General features: G+C 31.6%; 26 protein-coding genes. 22 read left to right on the forward strand and 4 right to left on the reverse strand.

Features of this window, described 5'->3' with window-relative positions; all coding sequences use genetic code 11:
• Position 1: 1 nt before the first annotated feature.
• The 5 genes from NZ841_07575 (at position 2) to NZ841_07595 (ending at position 5,829) form a co-directional block, all read left to right on the forward strand.
• Complete coding sequence (locus NZ841_07575; protein MCS7202616.1) at positions 2-898, forward strand: hypothetical protein; 897 nt, start codon at positions 2-4, stop codon at positions 896-898.
• A 29-nt stretch (positions 899-927) separates the two neighbouring features.
• Positions 928-2,034 (forward strand): DUF3798 domain-containing protein, encoded by a 1,107-nt coding sequence (locus tag NZ841_07580; GenBank protein ID MCS7202617.1) that lies wholly within the window; start codon positions 928-930, stop codon positions 2,032-2,034.
• A gap of 99 nt (positions 2,035-2,133) precedes the next feature.
• Entirely contained in the window at positions 2,134-3,714 is a 1,581-nt protein-coding gene (locus NZ841_07585) for a sugar ABC transporter ATP-binding protein (protein MCS7202618.1), read from the forward strand.
• Positions 3,711-4,763 (forward strand): hypothetical protein, encoded by a 1,053-nt coding sequence (locus NZ841_07590; protein MCS7202619.1) that lies wholly within the window; start codon positions 3,711-3,713, stop codon positions 4,761-4,763. Before NZ841_07585 ends, NZ841_07590 begins: the two co-directional genes overlap by 4 nt.
• Entirely contained in the window at positions 4,756-5,829 is a 1,074-nt protein-coding gene (locus tag NZ841_07595; protein ID MCS7202620.1) for a hypothetical protein, read from the forward strand. Before NZ841_07590 ends, NZ841_07595 begins: the two co-directional genes overlap by 8 nt.
• 17 nt (positions 5,830-5,846) lie before the next feature.
• Here NZ841_07595 and NZ841_07600 read toward each other — a convergent pair whose 3' ends face one another.
• A complete protein-coding gene (locus tag NZ841_07600; GenBank protein MCS7202621.1) occupies positions 5,847-7,229 on the reverse strand; it encodes an RtcB family protein in 1,383 nt (460 codons plus the stop codon).
• Positions 7,230-7,408: 179 nt separating this feature from the next.
• On the opposite strand from NZ841_07600, the gene NZ841_07605 reads away from it, so the two are divergent.
• The 15 genes from NZ841_07605 to NZ841_07675 all read left to right on the forward strand — a co-directional run bounded on the left by NZ841_07605 (position 7,409) and on the right by NZ841_07675 (position 19,798).
• Complete coding sequence (locus NZ841_07605) at positions 7,409-7,807, forward strand: secondary thiamine-phosphate synthase enzyme YjbQ (protein ID MCS7202622.1); 399 nt, start codon at positions 7,409-7,411, stop codon at positions 7,805-7,807.
• Positions 7,808-8,012: 205 nt separating this feature from the next.
• On the forward strand, positions 8,013-8,561 hold the full coding sequence (locus tag NZ841_07610) for a cysteine hydrolase (GenBank protein ID MCS7202623.1): 549 nt from the start codon (positions 8,013-8,015) through the stop codon (positions 8,559-8,561).
• On the forward strand, positions 8,554-9,738 hold the full coding sequence (locus NZ841_07615) for a nicotinate phosphoribosyltransferase (protein ID MCS7202624.1): 1,185 nt from the start codon (positions 8,554-8,556) through the stop codon (positions 9,736-9,738). Before NZ841_07610 ends, NZ841_07615 begins: the two co-directional genes overlap by 8 nt.
• Before the next feature lie 64 nt (positions 9,739-9,802).
• Positions 9,803-9,937, forward strand: a complete 135-nt coding sequence (gene rpmH / locus NZ841_07620; protein ID MCS7202625.1) for a 50S ribosomal protein L34 — start codon at positions 9,803-9,805, stop codon at positions 9,935-9,937.
• A complete protein-coding gene (rnpA, locus tag NZ841_07625; protein ID MCS7202626.1) occupies positions 9,938-10,327 on the forward strand; it encodes a ribonuclease P protein component in 390 nt (129 codons plus the stop codon).
• Positions 10,287-10,541 carry a membrane protein insertion efficiency factor YidD gene (gene yidD, locus NZ841_07630; GenBank protein MCS7202627.1) on the forward strand — a complete coding sequence of 85 codons (255 nt, stop codon included), beginning with the start codon at positions 10,287-10,289 and terminating at the stop codon, positions 10,539-10,541. The genes rnpA and yidD overlap by 41 nt, the downstream gene beginning before the upstream one ends.
• Positions 10,538-11,167 (forward strand): YidC/Oxa1 family membrane protein insertase, encoded by a 630-nt coding sequence (locus NZ841_07635; protein ID MCS7202628.1) that lies wholly within the window; start codon positions 10,538-10,540, stop codon positions 11,165-11,167. Before yidD ends, NZ841_07635 begins: the two co-directional genes overlap by 4 nt.
• Positions 11,168-11,171: 4 nt before the next feature.
• The gene (locus NZ841_07640) at positions 11,172-11,789 is read left to right on the forward strand and encodes a Jag N-terminal domain-containing protein (protein MCS7202629.1); all 618 of its coding nucleotides are present in this window, start codon (positions 11,172-11,174) and stop codon (positions 11,787-11,789) included.
• A complete protein-coding gene (gene mnmE, locus NZ841_07645) occupies positions 11,786-13,171 on the forward strand; it encodes a tRNA uridine-5-carboxymethylaminomethyl(34) synthesis GTPase MnmE (GenBank protein ID MCS7202630.1) in 1,386 nt (461 codons plus the stop codon). The genes NZ841_07640 and mnmE overlap by 4 nt, the downstream gene beginning before the upstream one ends.
• A gap of 12 nt (positions 13,172-13,183) precedes the next feature.
• Positions 13,184-14,056 (forward strand): undecaprenyl-diphosphatase UppP, encoded by an 873-nt coding sequence (gene uppP, locus NZ841_07650; GenBank protein MCS7202631.1) that lies wholly within the window; start codon positions 13,184-13,186, stop codon positions 14,054-14,056.
• Complete coding sequence (locus NZ841_07655; protein ID MCS7202632.1) at positions 14,053-14,946, forward strand: ABC transporter ATP-binding protein; 894 nt, start codon at positions 14,053-14,055, stop codon at positions 14,944-14,946. Before uppP ends, NZ841_07655 begins: the two co-directional genes overlap by 4 nt.
• Positions 14,936-15,754: an ABC transporter permease gene (locus tag NZ841_07660; GenBank protein MCS7202633.1), complete on the forward strand. Its 819-nt coding sequence runs from the start codon at positions 14,936-14,938 to the stop codon at positions 15,752-15,754. Before NZ841_07655 ends, NZ841_07660 begins: the two co-directional genes overlap by 11 nt.
• A 50-nt stretch (positions 15,755-15,804) precedes the next feature.
• A complete protein-coding gene (locus NZ841_07665) occupies positions 15,805-16,386 on the forward strand; it encodes a TetR/AcrR family transcriptional regulator (protein ID MCS7202634.1) in 582 nt (193 codons plus the stop codon).
• Positions 16,387-16,399: 13 nt separating this feature from the next.
• Positions 16,400-18,448, forward strand: a complete 2,049-nt coding sequence (locus tag NZ841_07670) for an efflux RND transporter permease subunit (GenBank protein MCS7202635.1) — start codon at positions 16,400-16,402, stop codon at positions 18,446-18,448.
• A gap of 3 nt (positions 18,449-18,451) precedes the next feature.
• Positions 18,452-19,798, forward strand: coding sequence for a hypothetical protein (locus NZ841_07675; protein MCS7202636.1), 1,347 nt, complete (start codon positions 18,452-18,454; stop codon positions 19,796-19,798).
• Here NZ841_07675 and NZ841_07680 read toward each other — a convergent pair whose 3' ends face one another.
• Positions 19,799-20,236 carry a small multi-drug export protein gene (locus tag NZ841_07680; GenBank protein MCS7202637.1) on the reverse strand — a complete coding sequence of 146 codons (438 nt, stop codon included), beginning with the start codon at positions 20,234-20,236 and terminating at the stop codon, positions 19,799-19,801.
• Positions 20,237-20,686: 450 nt separating this feature from the next.
• Between NZ841_07680 and cysS the strand changes: the two genes are divergently transcribed.
• Together cysS and NZ841_07690 are read left to right on the forward strand one after the other, a co-directional pair.
• On the forward strand, positions 20,687-22,078 hold the full coding sequence (cysS, locus tag NZ841_07685; protein MCS7202638.1) for a cysteine--tRNA ligase: 1,392 nt from the start codon (positions 20,687-20,689) through the stop codon (positions 22,076-22,078).
• Positions 22,078-22,968, forward strand: a complete 891-nt coding sequence (locus tag NZ841_07690; protein ID MCS7202639.1) for a glycosyltransferase — start codon at positions 22,078-22,080, stop codon at positions 22,966-22,968. Before cysS ends, NZ841_07690 begins: the two co-directional genes overlap by 1 nt.
• Here NZ841_07690 and NZ841_07695 read toward each other — a convergent pair.
• Positions 22,938-24,014, reverse strand: coding sequence for a glycosyltransferase family 4 protein (locus NZ841_07695; protein ID MCS7202640.1), 1,077 nt, complete (start codon positions 24,012-24,014; stop codon positions 22,938-22,940). The genes NZ841_07690 and NZ841_07695 overlap by 31 nt on opposite strands.
• On the reverse strand, positions 24,004-24,361 hold a 358-nt coding region (locus NZ841_07700), incomplete at its 5' end, for an O-antigen ligase domain-containing protein (protein ID MCS7202641.1). The genes NZ841_07700 and NZ841_07695, both read right to left, overlap by 11 nt.

Here is a 24,361-nt window from a genome sequence, read left to right on the forward strand (position 1 = left end):
TATGAAAAGATTAATTTTCTTATTTTTAATTCTTTTTCTTATTATTCCATCCTTTGCTCAGGAGATATATGGAGCTTTTTCTTCTACAGGTCCTACTTTTGGATGGAATCCTCGCGCTTTAGGTATGGGAAATGCCTTTTGTGCTATTGAAGGAAGTATAGATGGAATTATCTTTAATCCTGCAACTATCTCTCGTCTTTTGAATTCACAATTTAGCATTTCTTATAATTATTTACCATTGACCACTGAAAGTTTAGGATTTGGAACAGAAATGTATATATCTTCATCTTATATTGCCTTTGGAGTGCCTGATACGGGGCTTTGGGCTTCTGGAGTTTTTTATACCCGTATTTCTCCTTCGGAAGATCTAGGAATATTATATGTAGAGAATCAATTAGCATATTCTGCAGCAAAAACTTTAGATTTTATGGGAATAAAAAATTTAGCTTTAGGAATTAATCTTAAAAAATTGTGGATAAACATGCCCTCTCCCTATAAAGGGGATGGATGGAGCGTGGATTTAGGTATTCTTCTAAGACTATTTTCTAATTTTAACTTGGGATTTTCTGCTCAAAATCTATTTTCTTCCTTAACTTGGTATGATGGGGAAAATGTTTATGAAGAAAGACTTCAGAATTGCTTTAAAGTAGGATTATCCTATCAATCTTCTAAATTTATTCTTGCTCTAGACTTAGATTTTCCTAGTTTAAATTATCACGTGGGATTAGAATATTTCTTTGATCCTATATATCTTAGATTAGGTTGGAATATAGACTCTCCAACTTTTGGTTTGGGGTTTAGAAGTCCTGATGGAAAATGGAAGATTGATTATGCTCTTCTTTATTCTCTAGGAATTGGAGGAATACATCATAGAATTGGGCTGTCTTTGATGTTATAATGGAGAAAAATTTTCAGGGAGGTAAAATTATGAAAAGAGTATTTAGATTAACCCTTCTAATTTCTTTAATTCTCCTTTTAATCTTTACTATGGTTTCAGGACAATCAAGGAAAATAAAAATTGGAATTATTACAGGAACTGTAGCCCAAGGCGAAGATGAATATAGAGCAGCAGAAAGAGTAGTAGCAAAATATGGAGCAGAAAGGGTAATTCATAGAACCTATCCTGATAATTTTATGGCGGAACAAGAAACAACTATTTCACTTATTACGGGTCTTGCTGCAGATCCCAATGTAAAAGTTATTGTGATAGCCCAAGCAGTCCCTGGATCTTTAGCAGGACTAAGAAAGGTAAGAGAGATGAGACCTGATATTCTCATTGGTTTTGTAAGTCCCCATGAGGATCCAGAAATGGTGAATAAAGAGACTGATTTTGCTCTTGATCCTGACCAAAGATATCGTGGAAGATCTATAATCAGACAGGCAAAGAAGATGGGAGCAAAGGTATTTATTCACTATTCCTTCCCAAGACATATGTCTTATCCATTGTTAGCTGAAAGAAGAAGAATTATGGAAGAAGAATGTAAAGCTCAAGGTATTCAGTTTGTTTTTGTTACCGCTCCAGATCCTCTTGGTGAGGGTGGTCTTCCTGCGGCTCAACAGTTTATTCTTGAAGATGTACCAAGACAAATAGCTAAATATGGTCCTAAAACAGCCCTATTTAGTACAAACTGTGGAATGCAAGAGCCATTAATTAAGGCTATATTGCAACATGGTGGAATTTTTGTAGAACAATGCTGTCCCAGTCCAACCCATGGATATCCAGGAGCATTGGGAATTAAGATACCACCTGAGAAAAAAGGAGATATGCCTTATATTTTAGAACAAATCAGGAAAGCTATAGCAGAAAGAGGTGGAAGTGGCAGATTTGCAACTTGGCCAGCTCCTGTAAGCATAGTTAATACTTTAACTGCTGTGGACTATTTAGTAGCAGTAGCAGAAGGAAGAGCAAAGAAGAATGATATGACTTTAATAAGATCTTTTCTTGTTAAGAATGCTGGAGTTCCTGTTACTGTTAATAAATATAAAGAGGCAGGTCAACTATACTTAGTAGTATTAGGTTCTGTTGTCTTTTAAATTTTTTAATTTCATTTTCCAAGGATATTATTAATAATGAGGAGCTAAGATTGGGAAATCCTAATTTTAGCTCCTCATAGTTGTTAAGGAGTAGAGAAAATGCTTGAATTTAGAAATATATCAAAGGAATTTTATGGTAATTATGTTCTTAAAAATCTAAATATAAGATTAGAAAAAGGAGAAATATTAGGACTTGTAGGAGAAAATGGTGCAGGAAAGTCTACACTTATGAATATACTATTTGGCATGCCTGTAATCTTTGATACCGGAGGATTTGAAGGAGAAATATATTTAAAAGGAAAAAAAGTAGATATAAAAAGTCCTAAGGATGCTATGGATTTAGGTATTGGAATGATCCATCAGGAATTTATGTTAATTCCAGGGTTTACAGTCTTTGAAAATATTAAGTTAAATAGAGAATTAACAAGACCAAATATTTTCTCTCAGATTATGAAGAGCCCTAAATTAGAAACCTTAAATATTCCTTTAATGCGAAGAGATTCAAGAGAAGCACTAGAAGAAATTGGATTAGGAATTGATGAGCTTTTGCCAATAATTGGTTTACCAGTTGGATATAAACAATTTGTAGAGATTGCAAGGGAGGTAGATAAAGCAAAAAATAACAATTTAGAGTTATTAGTTTTTGATGAGCCTACTGCTGTACTTACAGAATCAGAAGCGGAAAGACTTCTAGAAATTATAAGAAACTTAGCTAAGAAAGGGATCTCAATAATATTTATAAGTCATAGATTAGATGAAGTAATAAAATTATCCGACAGAATAATAGTATTAAGAGATGGAGAAAAGGTTGCAGAGAAATTAAGTTCCCAAACTAATGTTTTAGAATTAGCAGAACTTATGGTAGGAAGAAAGATGAAATTAGATATTGGAGTAAAAAGGAAAAACCCTTCTGATGGAGAGGTTATTTTAAAAATAAAAGATCTTTATGTAGATATGCCAGGTGAGAGAGTAAGAGGTGTAGACATAGAAGTAAAGAGGGGAGAAATTTTAGGTATTGGTGGCTTAGCAGGACATGGAAAAGTTGGTATAGCTAACGGGATAGCTGGGCTTTATCCTGCTAAAGGAGAAGTAAAGTTCAAGGGAAAGGATTTTACTCTTAATGATCCCTTAGAATTTTTAACGAAAGGTATGGCTTTTCTTTCTGAAGATAGAAGAGGGGTAGGGTTGATGTTGGATGAATCCTTGGAATTGAATATAGGTATTACCGCTTTCTATATAAAAGGAAGGTTTTCTAAGGAATTTTTAGGAATTAGATACTTAGACTCCAAATCTTTAAGGGAATGGGCTTTAAAGATGATTAAAGATTTAGATATTAGATGTATTGGACCTCAACAATTAGTGAGAAGTTTAAGTGGAGGAAATCAACAAAAAGTCTGCATAGCAAGGGCTTTAACATTAGAGCCTGAAATTTTATTTGTTTCAGAACCCACAAGAGGGATTGATGTGGGAGCAAAACAAAAGGTTTTGGAGCTTTTAGTAAAATTTAATCAAGAATTAGGAATGACAATTGTCTTTACATCATCAGAGCTCCAGGAACTTAAGGCGATTTCAGATAGAATCGCTATTGTTCATCAGGGAAAAATTGCAGATATACTTTCTCCTTTTGCTTCTGATGCAGATTTTGGTTTAACTATGTCTGGACTAAAGGTGAGATCATGAAAGAAAAAATAAATTTTCTTATAAAAAACTTTGGTATTCCTCGTCTTATTATTTTATCCTTTCTAGTTGTTCTTCTTTTTCTTGCTCTAATATTAGGAATGGACGTAAGAAGACTAATATCTGATTCTTTAGTAAGGGTAGGAAGAAATGCATTATTGGTTTTAGCGTTACTACCTCCAATTAAGGCAGGAATTGGGCTTAATTTTGGATTACCAGTAGGAATTATATGTGGTTTAGTGGGGTTAGTTTTAGGATTAGAGTATAACCTTATTGGATTTTATTACTTAATTTTTTCCTTTACTATAGGAGGAATTTTAGCCTTTTTAGCAGGACATCTTTATGGTACTCTTTTAAATAAAGTAAAAGGACAAGAAATGATGGTAGGAAATTATGTTGGCTTTGCAATAGTTTCTTTAATGTGTTCTTTCTGGCTTTTAGCTCCTTTTAAAAACCCTTCTCTAATATGGGCGATTGGTGGATCAGGTCTTAGATATACTTTAGTATTACCTTCGGAAACATCGCAACTTCTAGATAGAGTTCTATCTTTTAGTATAATGGGAATAAAAATTCCTACAGGAACTTTTCTTATTTTCTTTCTCTTATGTTTATTAACTTCTTTCTTTTTCAAAACAAGGATTGGTATAGCTATAAGTACTATAGGCTCTAATCCTATTTTTGGAAAGGCATCAGGAATGAACATAGATAAACTTAGAAGATTTTCTATTATTCTTTCTACTATTTTAGGGAGTTTTGGGATAATAGTTTATGCCCAGAGTTTTGGTTTTGTCCAATTATATACTGCACCTTTAATGATGGCATTTCCAGCAATAGCTTGTATTTTAATAGGAGGTGCTACTCTTAGAAAAGCAAATATAATGAATGTAGTTGTAGGTACTTTTCTTTTTCAATCGTTACTTACAATAACATTACCGGTCATAACTCAAGTGGTAGCAATCTCTGGAGAGGCAGGAGATATAACCGAAGTTTTAAGAGTGATAATTAGTAATGGAATGATTCTTTATGCACTAACCAGAAGAGGTGGTGATTAAAATCAAGAAGATAATAAAAATCCTCACATCTTATCCTGTACCTTTTGTTTTTTTAATCATATCCTTATTAGGTTTATGGATTTCAGAAATTCCTTTACCTATTTTTCTGAATGATATTATTATTAGAATGGCAAGAAACACCTTTTTAGTACTATCCTTAATAATTCCTGTAGTTGTAGGTTTAGGACTAAATTTTGCAATAGTTATTGGAGCTATGGCAGGACAAATAGGTGCTATGATATCAGTAGAATTAGGTCTTACAGGGTTTATAGCTTTTATTGTGGCATGTTTTATGGCTTTTCCCTTGGCAATATTTTTTGGTTTTTTAGTAGGAAAACTCTTTAACATAGCAAAGGGAAGAGAAATGATTACAGGTTTTATTGCAGGATTCTTCGCTAATGGTATTTATCAATTTATTTTTCTTTTTTTAGCAGGCTCCCTTATTCCTTTTCGAAATCCTATATTGCTTCTTTCTCAAGGATGGGGAGTAAGAAGTGTCGTAGATCTACATAATCTTCAATATTCCATTGATTCTCTGTGGAGAATAAAATTTTTCTTAGGGGAGTATTTTATTAATGTTCCTCTTTCTACCTTTATACTTATTGCTTTTTTAGCTATTAGTATAAATTTTTTCCTAAAAACAAAGTTAGGACAAGAGTTTAGAGCAATAGGACAGGATCCTCATATCTCTTTAGTCTATGGGATTAATGTAGATAAAAACAGAATACTAGCAACAATTATATCAATAGTCTTAGCTTCTATAGGACAGTTGATTTTTCTTCAGAATCTTGGTACTATGAATACCTATTCCAGTCATGAACAAGTTGGTTTATTTTCAATAGCAGCACTTTTAGTAGGAGGTGCTTCAGTACAAAGGGCTACTGTGTTAAATGCAATTTTAGGAACTTTTCTTTTTCATACTTTATTCATAATTTCTCCTCAAGCAGGACAAAAACTATTTGGACAGCCACAGGTTGGAGAATATTTTCGAGTTTTTATAGCTTATGGAATTATTGCTTTAACCTTAGCCCTTCATGCTATGAAAAGAAAAGAATTTCTAAAATAAAAGGGTGAGAAGATATCTCACCCTTTTATTACTGCTATAGGTTTCATCTGGGCTACTTTTAAAGATAATCCAGCATTGTGGACTACATTTACCACATCTACAACATTTTTATATGCTTCTGACGCTTCCTCCACTATGGAAGCTTTAGATGCTGCTCTTATAATAATTCCTTTTTCCAAGAGTTCCCTCTCAATATCTGCGGCTTTTCTTCCACTTCTTAATAACTGTCTTCTGCTTTGAGTTCTTCCTGCACCATGACAGGTAGAGCCAAAAGCAATCTCCATAGCTTTAGGAAGACCAATAAGGAGAAAGGAAGATCTTCCCATATCTCCTGGAATTATAACGGGCTGTCCAATATCTTTATACTCTTCAGGAATATCAGGATGTCCTTTGGGAAAGGCACGAGTTGCTCCCTTTCTATGAACAATAACCTCTTCCTTTTTACCTTCTACTATATGTTCTTCTAATTTTGCAATATTGTGAGCAACATCATATATTAACTTTAATCCTAGTTTTTCTGCTCCCATCTTAAATACTTTTTCCATTGTTTCTCTTACCCAATGGGTAATCATCTGCCTATTAGCCCAAGCAAAATTTGCAGCAGAACACATAGCTTGAAAGTAATCCTGTCCCTCAGGAGAATCAAAGGGAGCACATGCCAATTGTCTATCAGGAACATTAATTCCATATTTATTCATAGCTTGGGTCATCACTCTAATATAGTCTTCGGCGACCTGATGTCCCAAACCTCGAGATCCTGTATGAATCATTATCACAATCTGGTTAGGAAATAATCCTAATTTATCCGCAATTTCAGGCTCAAAAATTTTACTTACCACCTGAACCTCTAAGAAATGATTTCCCGAACCTAAGGTTCCTAATTGGAACTCTCCCCTTTCCTTTGCTTTTTTGGATACTTTATCAGGATTTGCAAATTTTAGATAACCTCCTTCCTCTATTCTATTAAGATCCTCCTTCCAGCCATAACCTTGTTTTACAGCCCAGCTTGCTCCATAGGCTAAGACTTCATCTAATTCCTTACCTTTTACTCTTAACTCTCCTTCGGATCCTACTCCTGCGGGAATAGCAGAAAAAAGAGCATCTACTAATTCCTTTAATTTAGGTTCCACTTCTTCTTTTGATAAGTTAGTTCTAATTAGTCTTACCCCACAATTAATATCATAACCTACTCCACCAGGAGATATAACTCCTCCTTTCTTTTTCATAGCAGCAACTCCACCAATGGGAAAGCCATATCCCCAATGAATATCAGGCATAGCAAGGGACGCAGAAATTATTCCAGGAAGACTTGCTACATTTGCTACCTGTTCAGGAGACTGATCCTGAACAATATCTTTAATAAGTTTCTCATCTGCAAAAATAATCCCAGGAACCTTCATAAAAGGTTTATAATTCTCAGGTATTCTATACCTGTAATCATCTATCTTTTCTAAAGGACCCTTCCATTGGTCTCCCATTATTTTCACCTCCAGGGAACATTTGTTTATTTTGTTTTATTTGTTTTTTCATCTATAATAATTATACCTTTAAAATATAAATTGGGAAGGAGGTTTTAGATTTGTTCTTTGAATTTACAGTCTCTACACCTTCAAAGACTGCTTTAGTAGATATTACTGAAAAAATTGAGGATTGTATTAGGAAAAGTAATGTAAAAGAAGGAAGATGCTTTATTTTTATTCCCCACACTACTGCAGGGGTCATTATAAATGAAAATTATGATCCTAGTGTTGTGAGGGATATTCTAAACACTCTTGAGAAATTAATTCCTTGGAGCATGAATTATTCTCATGCGGAAGGAAATGCTCCTGCACATATAAAAAGCACTATTCTTGGGAATCAGGTGGTAGCTTTTATTCAAAATGGAAGATTAAAATTAGGAACGTGGCAGGGAATATTTCTTGCAGAGTTTGATGGCCCAAGGGTAAGGAAAGTTTGGGTTGACATAGTTGGAGAATAGGTTTAAACTCTTAAAAAGAAGGTAATCCCTTATTTTTTAGAAGGGAGGAATAAGTATGGCTTGGTATTGGTGGGTAATAATAATTGTAGTAATAATACTCTTAATTTGGTATTTCACAAAAGGAAAAAAATAGTTAAAGTTTTTGGGATTTTTGCTTTAAAAGGGATGGGATTAATCCCATCCCTTTTAATATGGAGGTGAAAAGATGAGATCAGCTCTTTTAATAATTGATATGATATTTGATTTTGTATACGGTAAATTTGGAAATCCTTATGCTCAAGGAATAGTTCCTAAAATAAAGGATCTCATAGATTCTGCACGGGAAAATAATATTCCTATCTTTTATCTTGTGGATACGCATTCTAAAAATGATCCTGAAATGTCTCTTTGGGGCGAACATGCTATGGAGGGAGAAGAAGGCTCAAAAATAATTTCTGAGCTTTCTCCAAAGGAAGGAGATTATATAATAAAAAAGAAAGTTTATAGTGGTTTTTTTGAAACAGATCTTGAGAAAAAATTAAAGAATTTAAATATTAGTACTTTATATCTAACAGGAACAAGTACCCATATTTGTGTTCTTCATAACTCTGCTGATGGATTTTATCGAGGATTTAAAATTGTAGTGGTATCTGATGCAGTAGCATCTTTTGTTCCCGAGGAACATGATAGAGCTTTAAAGTATATGAAGGAAATTCATGGTGCTGAGATTATAACTTCTGATGTAGTAAAGGAGAGGTGGAAAAAAGGTGAATGATTTTTTGGTTGCAAAACCTGAAGAGATAAAAAGGGGATTAGCGACTGATGCTTATTTTATAAGAACTGAAGAGGTCTTAGAGGGTCTTGGTAAAAATCCCTACGTGGTAATGGAACTTTTTACTAAATCTTTTCCTGATAAAAATTATCTTTTTGGGGTTTTTTTAGGTGCTTTTGAAGTTGCAAAACTTCTTGAGGGTTTGCCTATTGATGTTTATGCCATGGAAGAAGGAGAGATATTCTTTCCTTATGAACCTGTTATCCAAGTTATGGGTAGATATAAAGATTTTGCAAGATATGAAACTTCCATATTAGGGTTTGTTTCTTTTTTATCAGGAATAGGAACAAAATCTGCAAGAATAAGAATTTCTGCGAAGGATAAAAAGATCTATAGTTTTGGAACAAGACGTCAACATCCTTTTTTAGCTCCTACTGTAGAATATGCCACCTATGTATGTGGATTTGATGGAGTATCCAATGTCCTTGGAGCAGAATATTTAGGGAAAAATCCTGTAGGAACTATGCCCCATGCATTAATTCTTGTAATTGGAGATGATAAATCCGCTTTCATTGCTTTTGATAAGTATGTAGATGAGAAAATTCCAAGAATTGCTCTAATAGATACTTTTGGGTCTCCTATAGTTGAATCTATTTCTGCTCTAGAAGCTTTGGGTTCAAAGCTACAAGGAGTAAGATTAGATAGTAAAGATTATATTTATCTTGTTAAAGACATAAGATGGGAATTTAAGAGAAGGGGATATGAAAATATTATGATTTTTCTCAGTGGTGGTTTAGATGAATATGAGATAGAGAAATATAGAGATTTAGTAGATGCCTTTGGGGTTGGAACGAGAGTAGCTAACGCTCCTGTTATAGATTTTGCATTAAAAATTGTAGAAGTAGATGGAGAACCAAGGGCAAAATCAGGGAATATGCCAGGAAGAAAGCAAGTTTTAAGAGATAAAAATTATAATGATATAATTCGCCTTTTTAAATCTGAGATATTACCAGGATATGAACCCTTATTAAAACCTCTCATAGAGAAAGGAAAGATAGTAAGAGATATGGAAAACGTAGATAAAGTTAGAGAAAGAATATTGACTAAATTGAAATCTTTACCCGAAAATTTAAAGATAATAAAGGGTGGAGAAATTCCTACAATAAAGTTTGAACCTTGACGATTATATCCATTTTTGTTAATATTACCTTTGTATTAAATTTAGGAATAGAGGGAGAGGTAAAATGAAAAGGACTTATCAGCCAAAGAAACATCATAGACAAAGAGTTCATGGATTTTTAAGAAGAATGAGAACTCCTGGTGGAAGAAGAGTTTTAAAAAGAAGAAGAGCAAAAGGAAGAAAGAGATTGGCGGTATAATTGAGTTTATTTTCCTTTCCAAAACATGAAAGACTCAAAAAGAAGAAGGATTTTAAAAGAATCATAAAGGAGGGAAGGGTCTATACCTTTCCTCCTTTTATGGTATATATAAGAAGGGGAAGTGATGTTAGAAAAATAGGGATAATTGTTAATAAAAAAGTAGGATCTGCAGTAGTGAGAAATAGATTAAAAAGATTAGTAAGGGAAGTTTATAGATTGAATAGACCTTATCTTGTCGATGATGTGGAGATGATTGTGATTATAAAACCCTCAGATAGAATAATTAAAAATTTCTGGGAAATGGAGAAAATTCTAAAAAAAATATGGCAGAATGCTAATATTTTTAAAGATGTTGAAAAAAGTAGTAATTCTTCTAATAAAATTTTATAAATATTTTATATCTCCAGCTCTTCCTCATTCCTGTAGATTTTATCCCACATGCTCCACATATACTTTAACTGCCATTGAAAGATATGGGATTTTAAAAGGAGGGCTTCTGGGAATTAAAAGAATACTAAGATGTCATCCCTTTAATCCAGGAGGCTTTGATCCTGTTCCAGAATATATAAGAAAAGAAAAATTAAATAGGAGGAAAAAAGAATGATACAATTTTTAGTGGATATCTTAGGAAAAATATTGGAATTTTTTTATTCTTGGACTAATAATTATGGACTTGCCATAATTTTCTTGGTTATTTTTGTTAGAATTATTTTATACCCTTTGGTTCAAGCCCAGCTTAAATCCCTTCTTCTTATGCAAAAGATACAACCCGAGATTCAAAAACTTCAACAAAAATTTAAAGATGATCCCCAAGCTCTAAATAGAGAAATTATGCTTCTCTACAGACAATATAAAATAAATCCTGCTATGGGATGTTTACCTTTAATTCTTCAATTTCCCATTCTCATTGCCCTTTATCAATTACTTGTAGGTTATAAATATGCGACTACCCCTACCTTTCTTTGGATCTCTGATCTCACAAAGCCTGATGTTCTCCTTTTACTTCTTATGGGAGTAACCCAGTATTTTTCAGGAAAAATAACTGCTTTTCCCGCTTCTCCCGAGGCAAGAAAACAACAGGAACTAAATAATATTATTATGTCTGTATTATTTACAGGTATGTTCTACTTTTTTAATATACCTGCAGGGGTTATGCTTTACTGGTTTACTTCTAATCTTTTCCAACTACTTCAACAGTTTATAGTAGTGAAGCTTCATTTAGGAGGCTAATAATATGAAAGAGGTGGAAACTGAGGGAAAAACTTTAGAAGAAGCTTTAAAGAAGGCCCAGCTTATTCTAGAAGTTCCTTTAGAAGAAATAGAATATGAGATTTTAGAAATAGGAAAAGAGGGAATTTTAGGAATTGGAGCTAAACCCTATAGAGTTTACGCTCGAATAAAAAAGAAAGCTGATGATATTTTAGAAGAATTTTTAAAAAATATTTTGAAAAGAATGGAATTAAAAGTTAGAATTAAAAAGATAAAAAAAGATAATAACATTTTATTTAGCGTTGAAGGGGAAAACTTAGGTAGGATTATTGGATATAATGGAAGAACTTTATCCGCCCTTGAATTTATCTTGAGATTATATGGTGCAAAATTAGGGATACAGGAAATAATTACATTGGATATTGATCATTACAGAGAAAGAAGAGAATTTCAACTTATAAATTTAGCGAAGAAAATAGCAAAAAGGGTAAAGGAAGAAAAAAGAAAGATAGCTTTAAATCCTCTTCCAGCAAGGGAAAGAAGAATCATACATATAGCTTTACAAGAAGATCCCTTTGTCTACACCTATAGTGAAGGAGAAGAACCTAAAAGAAGAGTAATCATAGCTCCAAGGGAAGAATGAAGAAATATCTAAGTGATGATATAGTTGCTATATCCACTCCTCTGGGACATAGTGGGATAGGTGTGATTCGTCTCTCAGGCCCCAATGTGATTTCCATTGTTAAGGATATTTTTATTCCTTTTAAAAAGAAAAAGGATATAAGTAAAGTTCCCTCTCATACTCTTCATTATGGAAAAATTTCTGATGGGAAAAGAATTATTGATGAAGTTATGGTAGCGATTTTAAAAGCACCAAATACCTATACAAGAGAAGATATGGTAGAAATATATGCTCATGGAGGGCCTATCCCCTTACAAGAAATTTTAAATCTTATCTTAAATAAAGGAGCAAGACTCGCAGAAAAGGGAGAATTTACAAAAAGAGCCTTTTTAAATGGAAGAATCGATCTTCTACAGGCGGAAGGAATTTTAGATATTATTTATGCAAGAAGCTCAAAATCTTTAGATATTGCTATTAGAAAATTAGAGGGAGAATCATCGAAAATTTTAAAAGAGATAAAGAAGGAAGTTGAAAGATTGAGAATATACTTAGAGGCAGTTTTAGATTTTCCAGAAGATGTTAGTGATTTAGAGAGAAAAGAGTGGACTAATTCTTTAAAAAATTTATCAGAAAAGGTAAAAAATCTTATTGAAAGGGCGGAAAGGGGAGAATGGCTTAAGGGAGGATATAGAGTAGTTCTTGTGGGAAGACCTAACGTGGGAAAATCAAGCTTATTTAATGCATTAATGAGAGAAGAAAGAGTTATAGTAACACCAATTCCTGGTACCACAAGGGATTATATTGAAGGTGAGTTAATCCTATCAGGATACCTCATAAGATTGTTTGATACTGCAGGAATTAGAGAGCCAAAGGATGAAATTGAAGCTATTGGAATTAAAAAAACTCAAGAGATAATTAAAAAGGCTAATTTAATACTTTTTTTGATCGATATTTCCGAGCCTTTAAAAAGAGAAGATGAAGAATTATTTAAAGAAGTATATAGAGAGGATGCAAAAATTATCTTAGTTTTAAATAAAATAGATCTTGAGATAAAAATTAAAGAAAGAGAATTAGAAGAGAAATTTCCAAATGTACCTAAAATTTATATATCCACTTTAACCAGGGAAAGACTAAGTTTGTTAGAAGAAATTATAGTAAATCATATAAAAGAAGAGGAATCTCTTGATGTTCTATTTTTCAATACCTATCATCTTCAAGAATTAAGGAAGTCTTATGATCTTTTATCTCAATCCCTAGAGATTCTTGAAAAACCCCTTTGGGGTATGGATGTTTTGGCGGAGAATCTTTTTGAGATAGAAAAAATCTTTGGTAATATCTTGGGAGAGGAAGTTTCTATTGATATAGTTGATAAGATTTTTGAGAATTTTTGTGTGGGAAAATAAAGGGAGGATAATATGGAATTTTGGATAATTATTTTAGGTATTGTTCAGGGAATAACAGAGTTTTTACCTATAAGTAGTACTGCTCATTTGATATTGATTCCATATTTTGCCAAAGTACCAGATTTTGGACTTACCTTTAATGTGGGAATCCATCTTGGTACCTTCTTAGCAGTTCTTTTTTATTTTATAAAAGATTGGATAGAGATTTTAATGGGATTATTCAAAGGTGGAGAAAAAAGAAGATTATTAGGATTAATTCTTATTGCTACCATACCTGCTGGGTTTTTGGGATTATTACTTGATCCTATTGTAGAAAAGATTTCCCAACCCCAAACTTATTCTTTTTCTATATGGGTTATTTTATTAGGTGTTATTTCTTTTGGAGTAGTATTTCTACTTTTAGAAAAACAATCAGGGAAAAATTTAGAAATAGAAGATCTTGATTATAAAAAAGCGCTAGTTATTGGTTTTTGGCAGGTATTATCTCTATTTCCAGGAGTATCAAGATCAGGATCTACCATAGCGGGAGGTATGTTTACAGGATTAAAAAGAGAATCTGCAACTAAATTTTCCTTTTTTTTATCCCTTCCTATAATTGGAGGTGCAGTGTTTTTTAAGCTTATAGATTTAGTAAAGGAAGGCAGTAAGGAATTTTCTTTGATTTTCTATGGAACTATAATCTCCTTTATTGTAGGACTTCTTTCTATTCATACCCTTTTGAATTATGTAAGAAGAGCATCCTTAGAAGTTTTTTCTTATTATAGATTTATCCTTGCTTTATCTATAATATTTGCCTTTTTTAATCTCCAAATTATATCCCTTTTTGTATTTTTTATGGGAATTCTATATTTAATTATTAAAATATCAGCATCTAATAAGAAATGATTATTATAGAGACCAAGAATTTAACAAAATACTATGGAAAATACAGAGGAGTTATAGATTTGAATCTGGAAATTTATGAGGGAGAAATTTTTGGCTATCTTGGTCCTAATGGAGCAGGAAAAACCACAACAATAAGATTATTATTAGACCTTATAAAACCCACAAGAGGGAAAGCTTTAATATTTGGGAAAGATGTAAATAAGGAAAAGAGTATAAGGGCAAAGATAGGTTACTTACCTGGAGAGTTATCATTATATGATAATTTAACAGGGAAAGAATTTTTAATCTATATGGGAAATCTGAGAAGAAGAATTGATTTTAAATTTATGGAAGAGCTTTCTGAGAGATTTAATTGTGATCTTTTAAAACCTATAGGAACTCTATCTCATGGAAATAAACAAAAGATTGGTTTATTACAAGCCTTTATTCATAGACCCTCTCTTTATATATTGGATGAGCCCACATTGGGTTTAGATCCTCTTGTTCAAAGGGAATTCTATAAATTGATTTCTGAGCTTAGAAGAGATGGGAGCACTTTTTTCTTATCCTCTCACATTCTTCCAGAAGTAGAAAGAATTTGTGATAGGGTTGGAATTATTAAAGAAGGTAAAATTGTAGCCATTGAAAAGATAGAAAATTTAAAGAAGAAAGCGTTAAGAAGAGTTGAAATACATTTTTCTGAGAAAGTACCTATAGAATATTTTTCAAATCTTCCTGGAATTAAAGAGCTAACTCAGGAAGATAATATAATAAAGTTTACCGTAATTGGATCTTTAGATCCAGTTATTAAAAGATCCAGTCAATTTGAAGTTATAAATATCATTAGCCATGAACCAAGTCTTGAGGAAATATTTATGTCCTTTTATGGGGAGAGTAAAAATGGGGCTTAAAAGTATCTTTGGAAAAACCTTAAGGGACAGAAAAAGGACTATATTAGGCTGGTGTACAGGGTTTCTTATATATGCTTTTTTCATTCTATCATTGTATCCAACTTTTAGCTCTGAAAATGAAGTAATTATTAATTATATAAAATTATTTTCGGATATGCCTTTTTTAAAATTATTTGGAATAAATTCTGAGAATATTTTAGAATTCACTACTCCTGAAGGATTTTTAAATCCTGAGTTTTTCTATATGGTAGCTCCTCTATTGATTATTATCCTAAGTATTGCCTTAGGAAGTGATGCCATTGCTGGAGAAGAGGAGAGAAAAACTATGGATCTTCTTCTCTCAAATCCCATATCAAGGTCAAGAATTGTATTAGAAAAGTTCTTAGCTATGACCTTTATTATATTTTTAGTTCTTATCTTTTCTTATATTGGATTCTTAATAAGTATTTTCCTTTACAAAATAAATATTAATGTTATTAAGATCTTGCAATCGGAGATCATGCTGGGATTATTAGGTTTATCCTTTGGAAGTTTAGCTTTTTCTATGGGATGTATAACGGGAAATAGAGGAAAAAGTATTGCCATAAGTTCTGTCATTGCAGTAATATCTTACCTAATAAATGCCTTATCCAATATTAGTTCTCTTATAAGAAGATTTAGGTTTATATCTTTGTTTTATTATTATGGAGGAGACAATCCTCTTAAAAAAGGTATTTATTTCCCCCATCTAATTGTAATTATTTCTTTTATTTTAATTCTGTTAATGATTTCTCTTCTATCCTTTGAGAAAAGAGACATAAAGATTTAATATTTAATTTTTAACTGAACGAACGTCGTTCGAAAAAGAGGTGATTAGAATTGAGAATTAGTAAGGAACCAGAAATTAGAAAGAAGGAATTTATAGAGACTGCCCTAAAACTTTTTCTTACAAAGGGATATGAAAAGACATCGATTAGAGATATTTTAAGAGAGGTAAAAGGATCTCCTGGCATGTTTTATTATTATTTTTCTTCTAAGGAAGAAATTTTTGAGTCTGCCATCCATTATTATGGGGAAAATTATATAAAAAGGCTTTCAAAGATTTTTCAGGATGAAAGCTTATCTATAGCAGAAAAATATAATAGTGTTGTAAAAGAAATTATAAAAGCTTTTGATGATCTTAAATCTATTTCTGATTTATATTTTACTTCTCAATATTTTCCTTTAAGGGTAAAAATAGCCTTTAAAATCCTTGATGGGTTAATAGCTCCCCTTTCTGAACTTATCGAGAAAATTAAGAAGGATAAAAGCATTGATAGTAAAAATATGGCAACTTTTATTCTCTACGGAGTATATGGAATATTACATCATAGTTTAAAGGAAAATCATCCCCCAAATATCCAAAGCATCATGAATATGGCTCATTATTTTGCAGAGAAGATAATAAATTTATCAACTTAAGGAAGGTGAAAAGATGAGAAGGTTTTATATTTTTGCCTTTAGAAATTCTAAGTTTATATTTATCCTATCTATTATAATTTTTATCCTTTCTCTCTATTTGAACTTATTCTTAAAGATTAATTATGATTTGTATTCCCTTCTCCCTCAGGATGTATCTTCCGTAAAAGCCTTAAATATGCTGAGAAATATCTTTAAAGTAGGAGAAGAGGCCTATGTTTTAATATCTTTTAAAGATATTGAAGAGGTAGAAAAATTAAAGAGGGAAATATCAAAAATAAATGGAGTTTCAAAGGTATCATGGGTTTCAGACCTTCAGGATATTTTTCTCCCCGAATATTTCTGGGAACAAAGTATAAAAGAAAATTTTATAAAAGGAGGATATACTCTTCTTAGGATATCCTTTTCAGAACCTTCCCAGAGTCCTCTTACAGAAAAGGCTGGAAAAGAGATTAAAAAATTACTTCCTAAGAACAGTTTTTTTACGGGAAATGTAGCAATAGCTCAGGACTTAAGTGATATTACTCAAAGAGAAACCATAAAATATTTATTTATTGGAAGTTTATTTGTTATTATCTTTCTCTTTCTTATTTTCCCTTCCATGTATGTTCCTTTTATTATTTATTACAATATTTTCTTATCTATCCTTATAAACACAGCAATATCAGTTATTTTTAGAGAGGAGATAAGTTTTATATCTCGAATGATTGTGGGAATTCTTCAGATGGGTGTTACCATGGATTACGCTATCTTTCTTTATCACAGATATGAAGAGGAATCAGAAAAAAGGAGTAAAGAGGATGCAGGATGGGAGGCGATAAAATCCACAGCTAGGAGTATAATTGCCAGTGCAGGAACCACTATTGCTGGATTTTGGGCCATGACCCTTATGAAATTTGGCTTAGGAAAGGACTTAGGGTTTATTCTTATTAGAGGCGTAATTATTTCTTTTATTCTTTCTATTACCCTCCTTCCTGTACTTTTTTATCATTTTCACAATAAATGGTATCACTCAAAAAGAAGAGTATTAAGATTATCAGGAGAAAGACTTTCCAATTTTATACTCCAAAAAAGATACTTCTTTTTTGCACTTTTTATATTAGGAGCCATATCATTATTTTTAATACCTAAGTTTCCTATGGATTATAAAATTCTTAGGGGACTTCCTGAAAATGTACCTTCTATTATAGGGCAAAGAAAATTAGAAGATTTGTTCAATAAAAGGTCTACCATATTTATTATAGGAGAAGAAGATCCTCTAAATTGGCAAAAAATAGTAAAAATTTTGAGAGATAATGAAAAGGTATCAGGAATTATGGGATATTATGCTATGGTAGATTATCTTCTTCCATCTTACATGATACCTTTAAATATAAAGGAAAGTTTCTTAAAGGGAAAGCTTTCCTATATCTCAGTAGATACCCTAATAGACTATGGCACCAATGAGTCTTACGAATTCACAAAGGAGATAAGAGAAAAAATAGAAGATAGATTTAATGTAAAAATTACTGGCATTCCTGTTCTAAATTATGACTTGAAAAATATAACCACAAAGGATTTAGAGAAGGTAAATATAATTTCCATAATCTCTATATTCTTAATAATTGCTTTGTCTTTTCTTTCCCTTCCTATTCCCATTTTTCTTGTATTTACCATTGAAATGGCTATTACCATAAATTTATTTATAGATTATATTATTTATGGATTCCTATTCTTTTCCTCTAATCTCTTCATATGTGCCATCCAGCTTGGTGCCACCATAGATTATGCAGTACTTATAACTTCAAGATACTTAGAAGCTAAAAGAAAAGGTCTTGATAGATTTTCTTCTGCAAGGTTTGCCCTTGGAGGAATAAATAGTATCATTAATAGTGCAGGAACCATGTTCTTGATTTCTCTTCCTTTGGGAATTTTTTCTGATATTTTTATGGCAAAGAATCTTGCCATGCTTATAAGCAGAGGTGCTTTGATAAGTGTAATTTTTGTTATCTTTTTTGTGGTACCTCTTTTGACAGTAATTGATCCTATTTTAGATAAGTTTGGATTTATAAGAAAGGAGGCATAAGAAGTGAAAAAGGGAATTATAATCTTGATCTTTCTTTTAATGATTTTAAGTATAAGTTCTTCTTCAGGAATAACTGTAAGAAATGATGAGAGTATATATGTATTATTAAATTATGATGGAAAGGTAAGAAGAGTTGATCTTGTAAATTGGATAGAGATAAGGGGAAGGGGGAGATTTTCTATAGTAAAGGAAGGAAGGTATTTAAAAAATGCAAAATTATATAACGAAGATACTCAAATCAGCATTAATTCTCAGAGTATAAGAATATCAGGAGATTCAAAGGGACAAAAAAATTTATATCTTACTGCATCCTTAAATAAAAAGCTTCCTTTAGATTTTAAAATTAGTTATAAATATAATGGGAAAATATCAAAACCTGAAGAATTTATAGGAAAAAAAGGAGACTTGGAAATAGAGGTAAAGATAAAAACCCTTGAAGATTTACCCTTTAGATTAGTTATGTCCTGTGAATTTTCTGCAGATGATTTTCTTTTAAAAAATCCTGAGGATTTTATGGTCATGGTTCTTGGAAAGACCGTGAGACTTACTGGATTTACCTATCCTATTCCCGAGGGAAAAATTAAATTATTATTAAGGGGAGAAAAATTAAGGATTCCTGCTTTTACCTTTACTGCTCTTCCCTCTCTTCCTCCTTTAGATCTTTCCATGAAAAATCAAGGGAAAGCTTTCTTGGATGCTTTAGAAGGATTTCTTTTATTAAATCAAGCTCATCAAAAAATTTTAAAGGGCATTTTAGATAATCTCAATTCTCAAAATATTAATATTCCTCAAGAATTTTTAACTCTTCCCTTTACCCTCGTAAAATATCAAAACAAAGCTTACATAATATCAAAGGAGCTTGAAAGTTATCCCCAGAATTTTTTAAAACTTTATAATTTTATTAAAGAGAAGGCAAAGGAAAAAGAGGAAGAAGATTGGAAGAAGGCATTAGATATAGCAGAAGAAGTAAGATTTGAAATAGAGAAGAATAACTTTGCAAAGGAAGTAAAAGAGATAGGAGATTTTATAAGTGATCTTTCCTTTGAGAGTCAAAAAGCCCTAAATCTTATAAATACTTCCCTTCAAGGAATACAAAAAATAGAAGAACTTATGAATACTATGCTTTATGGTGGAGAAATAGAGAGGAAGAAATTACCAGGGCTTATCGATATGGAAAAGAATATTAAACAAAGCATAGAAAAACTACAAGATAATATAAATTCTCTTGAGAAAGTAGAGAAAAAGATAAAAAATTGGGAGAATAAATTAAAGAATTACAATTTTGCAGGGAAAATCCCAGGAGCAATTTCTAATGTAAGATTTTATTTCAGAATTGAGGAAAAAAGATAGTTAAAATATAATTTGGGACGATAAAGTAATTAAAGTAACTATAAGAGAGGCAATAAACACTCCAAAGGATATAGCTATGAAGGATTGCTTTAAAGTTAATCCTAAAACCCTTGCTAAAATTGCTCCAGTAAAGGCTCCTGTTCCAGGAAGGGGTATGGAAATAAAAACTAGAATAGAAAAAACAATACCAGAAGGGTATATTTTTAGTTTATTTAGCTTATTTTTTACAAATCCTTCATAATATTTTTTAAAAGGATCCCTATGGAGTAATATTTTTCCTAAAAAATCTATGCCTGTATATACGAGGACTCCCATAAGAGTATTTCCTAAAAAGCTTGCTAAAAATACTTCAGGAAGAGAGAGTCCTTTATATATTCCATAGGGAATAGATGCTCTACATTCTCCTACAGGTATCATAGATAGTAAAAATACTTCCAATAACAACTTCACAGCTTATTATTATATCAAAAAAAGAATTTATTTTTTTACAATTTCTTTTAGTTTATCAATAAAAGTAGTAAATTCTTTATCATTAAAGGAGTCGTCTTTTATTCTAATCCTTGGCCCAGAGAAAAGGGTAACTCCAGGCAACTTTACTAAAAAAGTCAATATCAGTTATTTGATCCAATCTATTAAAAGATTACTATTATAATTCCAAGTGGTAAAAGTATAAAAATTAAAAAGACCTCTAATGTTAGATTAACATAAATTTCTGTTGAGAGTTTCTCTTTAGTTTCTTTGTTAATAAAAAACTTCCCTATTTGATTTTCTTATTGATCCTTTTCACTCTTTATTTAGAGCTATTAAACTGTAACTCAGGTTATACTGTTCTTAAATGACTTTTATCCTTTTCAGGAAATTAGTAATTATGGTATAATTCTTAATACTATGGAGTTATATCTTTATAATACTTTGACAAGAAAAAAGGAGATATTTAAACCAATAAATCCACCTTACGTGGGTATGTATACTTGTGGTCCCACAGTTTATAATTATGCTCATATTGGAAATCTTAGAACCTATATTTTTGAAGATGTTTTAAAAAGAGTTCTTCTTTACAATGGATATAAAGTGAAACATGTAATGAACATAACCGATGTGGGACATTTAACTTCTGATGCAGATGAAGGAGAAGATAAGATTGAATTAGAGGCAAAAAAAGAGAAAAAAAATGCTTGGCAAATAGCAGAGTTTTATACAAATGCCTTTAAAGAAGATATTAAAAAATTAAATATTTTAGATCCTGATATCTGGTGTAAAGCAACAGATCACATAGAAGATTTTATATATCTTATAAAGATCTTAGAAGAAAAGGGATATACATATAGGACCTCTGATGGAATATATTTTGACACATCAAAATTTCCTGATTATGGGAAGTTAGCAGGACAAAGTTTGGAAGAGATTCTCCCTGGAGCAAGGGTTGAAGTAAATCCAGAAAAGAAAAATCCCTGGGACTTTGCCCTCTGGAAATTTTCTCCGAAGGATGTAAAAAGACAAATGGAATGGGACTCTCCCTGGGGAGTGGGATTTCCTGGGTGGCATATCGAATGTTCTGTAATGTCTACAAAATATTTGGGACAGCCCTTTGATATTCATTGTGGAGGAGTAGATCATATTCCTATTCATCATACCAACGAAATAGCTCAATCAGAAGCAGCTTTTGGAAAACCTATGGCAAATTACTGGCTTCATGGAGAATTTTTGGTTCTTGGGGAAAAAAGAATGGGAAAATCTGAAGGAAATTTTATTACCTTAAGTGTATTAGAAGAAAAAGGTTATAATCCTTTAGCTTATAGATATTTCTGCTTTTCTGCCCATTACAGATCTCCTTTAAGATTTACCTGGATTGCTATAGATTCTGCCCAAAGAGCATTAAATAGATTATATGAAAATATAAAAAAATACCCTAAGGTTGATGTAGAATTCCATAAAGAATATGAAGAAAAGTTTCATTTGGCTATTAATGATGATTTAGATATGCCAAAGGCTATTTCAATTCTTTGGGAACTTATTAGAGATGATAGTATAAGACCTGAAGTAAAAAGGGCAACATTAATTCAGTTTGATAAAGTATTGGGACTTTCCCTTGATAATCCACCAGAGATAAAGATTGAAGTTCCCGATGAAATATGGGAAATGTTAGAGGAAAGAGAAAGAGCAAGAAAAGAAAAGAATTGGGAAAAGGCGGATAAAATTAGAGAGGAGATTAAAAGTAAAGGATATATAATTGAAGATACTCCTCAGGGACCTAGGATAAAGAAATTAATAAAAATATAATGGAAATAAGTGTTATTATACCCACCCATCAGAGAAGAAATCTTTTAAAAATAATTCTTCCTCCTATATTAAATCAGGATTTTTCTCTTCCCTATGAAGTAATTGTTTCCGATGATGGCTCCTTGGATGGAACTAAAGAATTGATAGAAGAGTATAATAATTTTCCAAATTTAAGATATATATATTCTTCCGAAAGAAAAGGACCTGCACATACAAGAAATCTAGCTCTTAAAATTTCTCAGGGGAAATTAATAGTTTTTATAGATAGCGATATATATGTTAAAAATGACTTTTTAAGAAACCATTATGAAATCCAAAAAAAGAATAATTTTAATGTATTGGTTCAGGGACCTGTAATAAATACCTATAATTGGGAAAAACCCTGGGAGGAGAAGTTTAAATTGAGAGATATTTCTTCTGCCTATTTTGCTACAGGTAATGCAAGTATATCTAAAGATATCTTGATAAAAGCTGGTTTTTTTGATGAAAATTTCTCCTTTTATGGATGGGAAGATTTGGAGTTGGGAATAAGATTAAAAAAAATGGGGGTTAAAGTGATAAGATCTGAAGAAGTGATTGTCTGGCATCTTTGTATTCCTCCTGATTTTAAGAATCTTTCTTATCTTCTCAATAAGGAGAAAGAAAGGGCAAGATCCGCTGTTTATTTTTATAAAAAACATCCTACCTTAGAAGTCAAGATGATGATACAGCTTGGAAAAATTTATGAAATCGGAAATTTTATTCAGAGACTAGGAGGAATAATAAATGAAAAAAATATAGAAAAATGGTGGAATTGGGCAGAAAAGAGAAAATATCATACCCTTTCCCAAATTTTTCTATCCGCTCTTTTAAATAAAGTCTATCTAGAAGAATTAAGAAAATATTTATAAATATTTTTTGTTTTCTCTATCATACTTTCCAAAGTAAATTCCTTACAAAATCTTTCATATCCTTTCTCTGCCAATTTTTTCCTTAAGTTGTCATCTTTAATTAATTTTTCTATGGCAAGGGCTAAACTTTTTGAGTCCCTCGGAGGAACCAAAATTCCATTAACTCCCTCTTCTATAATTTCAGGAGTTCCTCCAACCCTTGTCGCAATAACAGGAACTTTTAAAGAAAGGGCTTCTAAAAGGGAAAGGCTTAAAAATTCAGAAAGGGATGGTAAAACAAAGATTTTAAAATTTTTTATATAATATTTGGCATGGGGAAGGGAACCTAAAAAATAAACTTTATCCCTTACTTTTAATTTTTCTGCTAGCTTTTCTAAATTTTTTCTTTCTTCTCCGTCTCCAATAAGGACCAATTTAATATCTTTGTAGTCTTTCTCTACAATACTAAAGGCAGAAATTAAGTAGTTTATTCCCTTACTTTTAGAAAGACGAGCAACGGTTCCTATAATAAAACCATCGATTCTTAATGGTAAATCCCATTTTTCTGAAGTCTCTGATATCCCATTATGAATGAGTACTAATTTATTCTCAGAAAGTCCCATCTTTCTTAAGAATCTTCTATCATAATCAGAGACACAAATTACTCTATCTCCCCATTTATTATTTATGAAAGCTGATAAGAAATAATCTATAGAGGGAAAGGATGTAGCATAACCATGACAGGTAAAAAGGACAGGAATATTAGGAGAAATCTTTTTACTTATATAAACTAATTCATGGGCTCCATGGATATGGATCAAGTTGGGATTAAAATCCTCTATTGTTAATTTTAAGATTTTCTTATACTTTTGAAAATTGAAAAAAGATAAGAAAGGAATTTCTTTGTATGGAATTTTATTTTCTTCTAACAAAACAAAACCCTTTCCCCTTGGACTTACAACTAATATTTCGTATTCCTTTCTTAACTCTTTTATGAGCTCTACTACATGGATCTCTGTCCCCGCAAGATTAAAATAGGGAAGAAGATAAAGAATTTTAGGTTTCATAAAGGTTTTGATTTCGTAACATGCCAATTAAAAGAGGAACATGTACAGTGAAAATATCATCTACAAGTCCATGTCCTATAAAAGTCATAATCATACTTAGAATTAATATTTTACTAAAATTCTTATTAGATTTAAAACCTAAGTATATTTGGCGAAAAAGCCAAAAAAAGAAAAGAAAGGATCCAATAATTCCCCATCCTGTAAGAAAGTAAAAATAGACACTATGAGTAGTTGTTGTAGATCTTAGGTCTAAAGCTAAAGGATGATTAGGATCTATTTTAATACAATATCTAGGATAATAGTATATAAATTGACCAGGCCCTACCCCAAAGAAGAGATTATCTTTT

Source organism: Dictyoglomus sp. (assembly GCA_025060475.1).
In the GTDB taxonomy this organism is placed as follows: Bacteria; Dictyoglomota; Dictyoglomia; order Dictyoglomales; family Dictyoglomaceae; genus NZ13-RE01.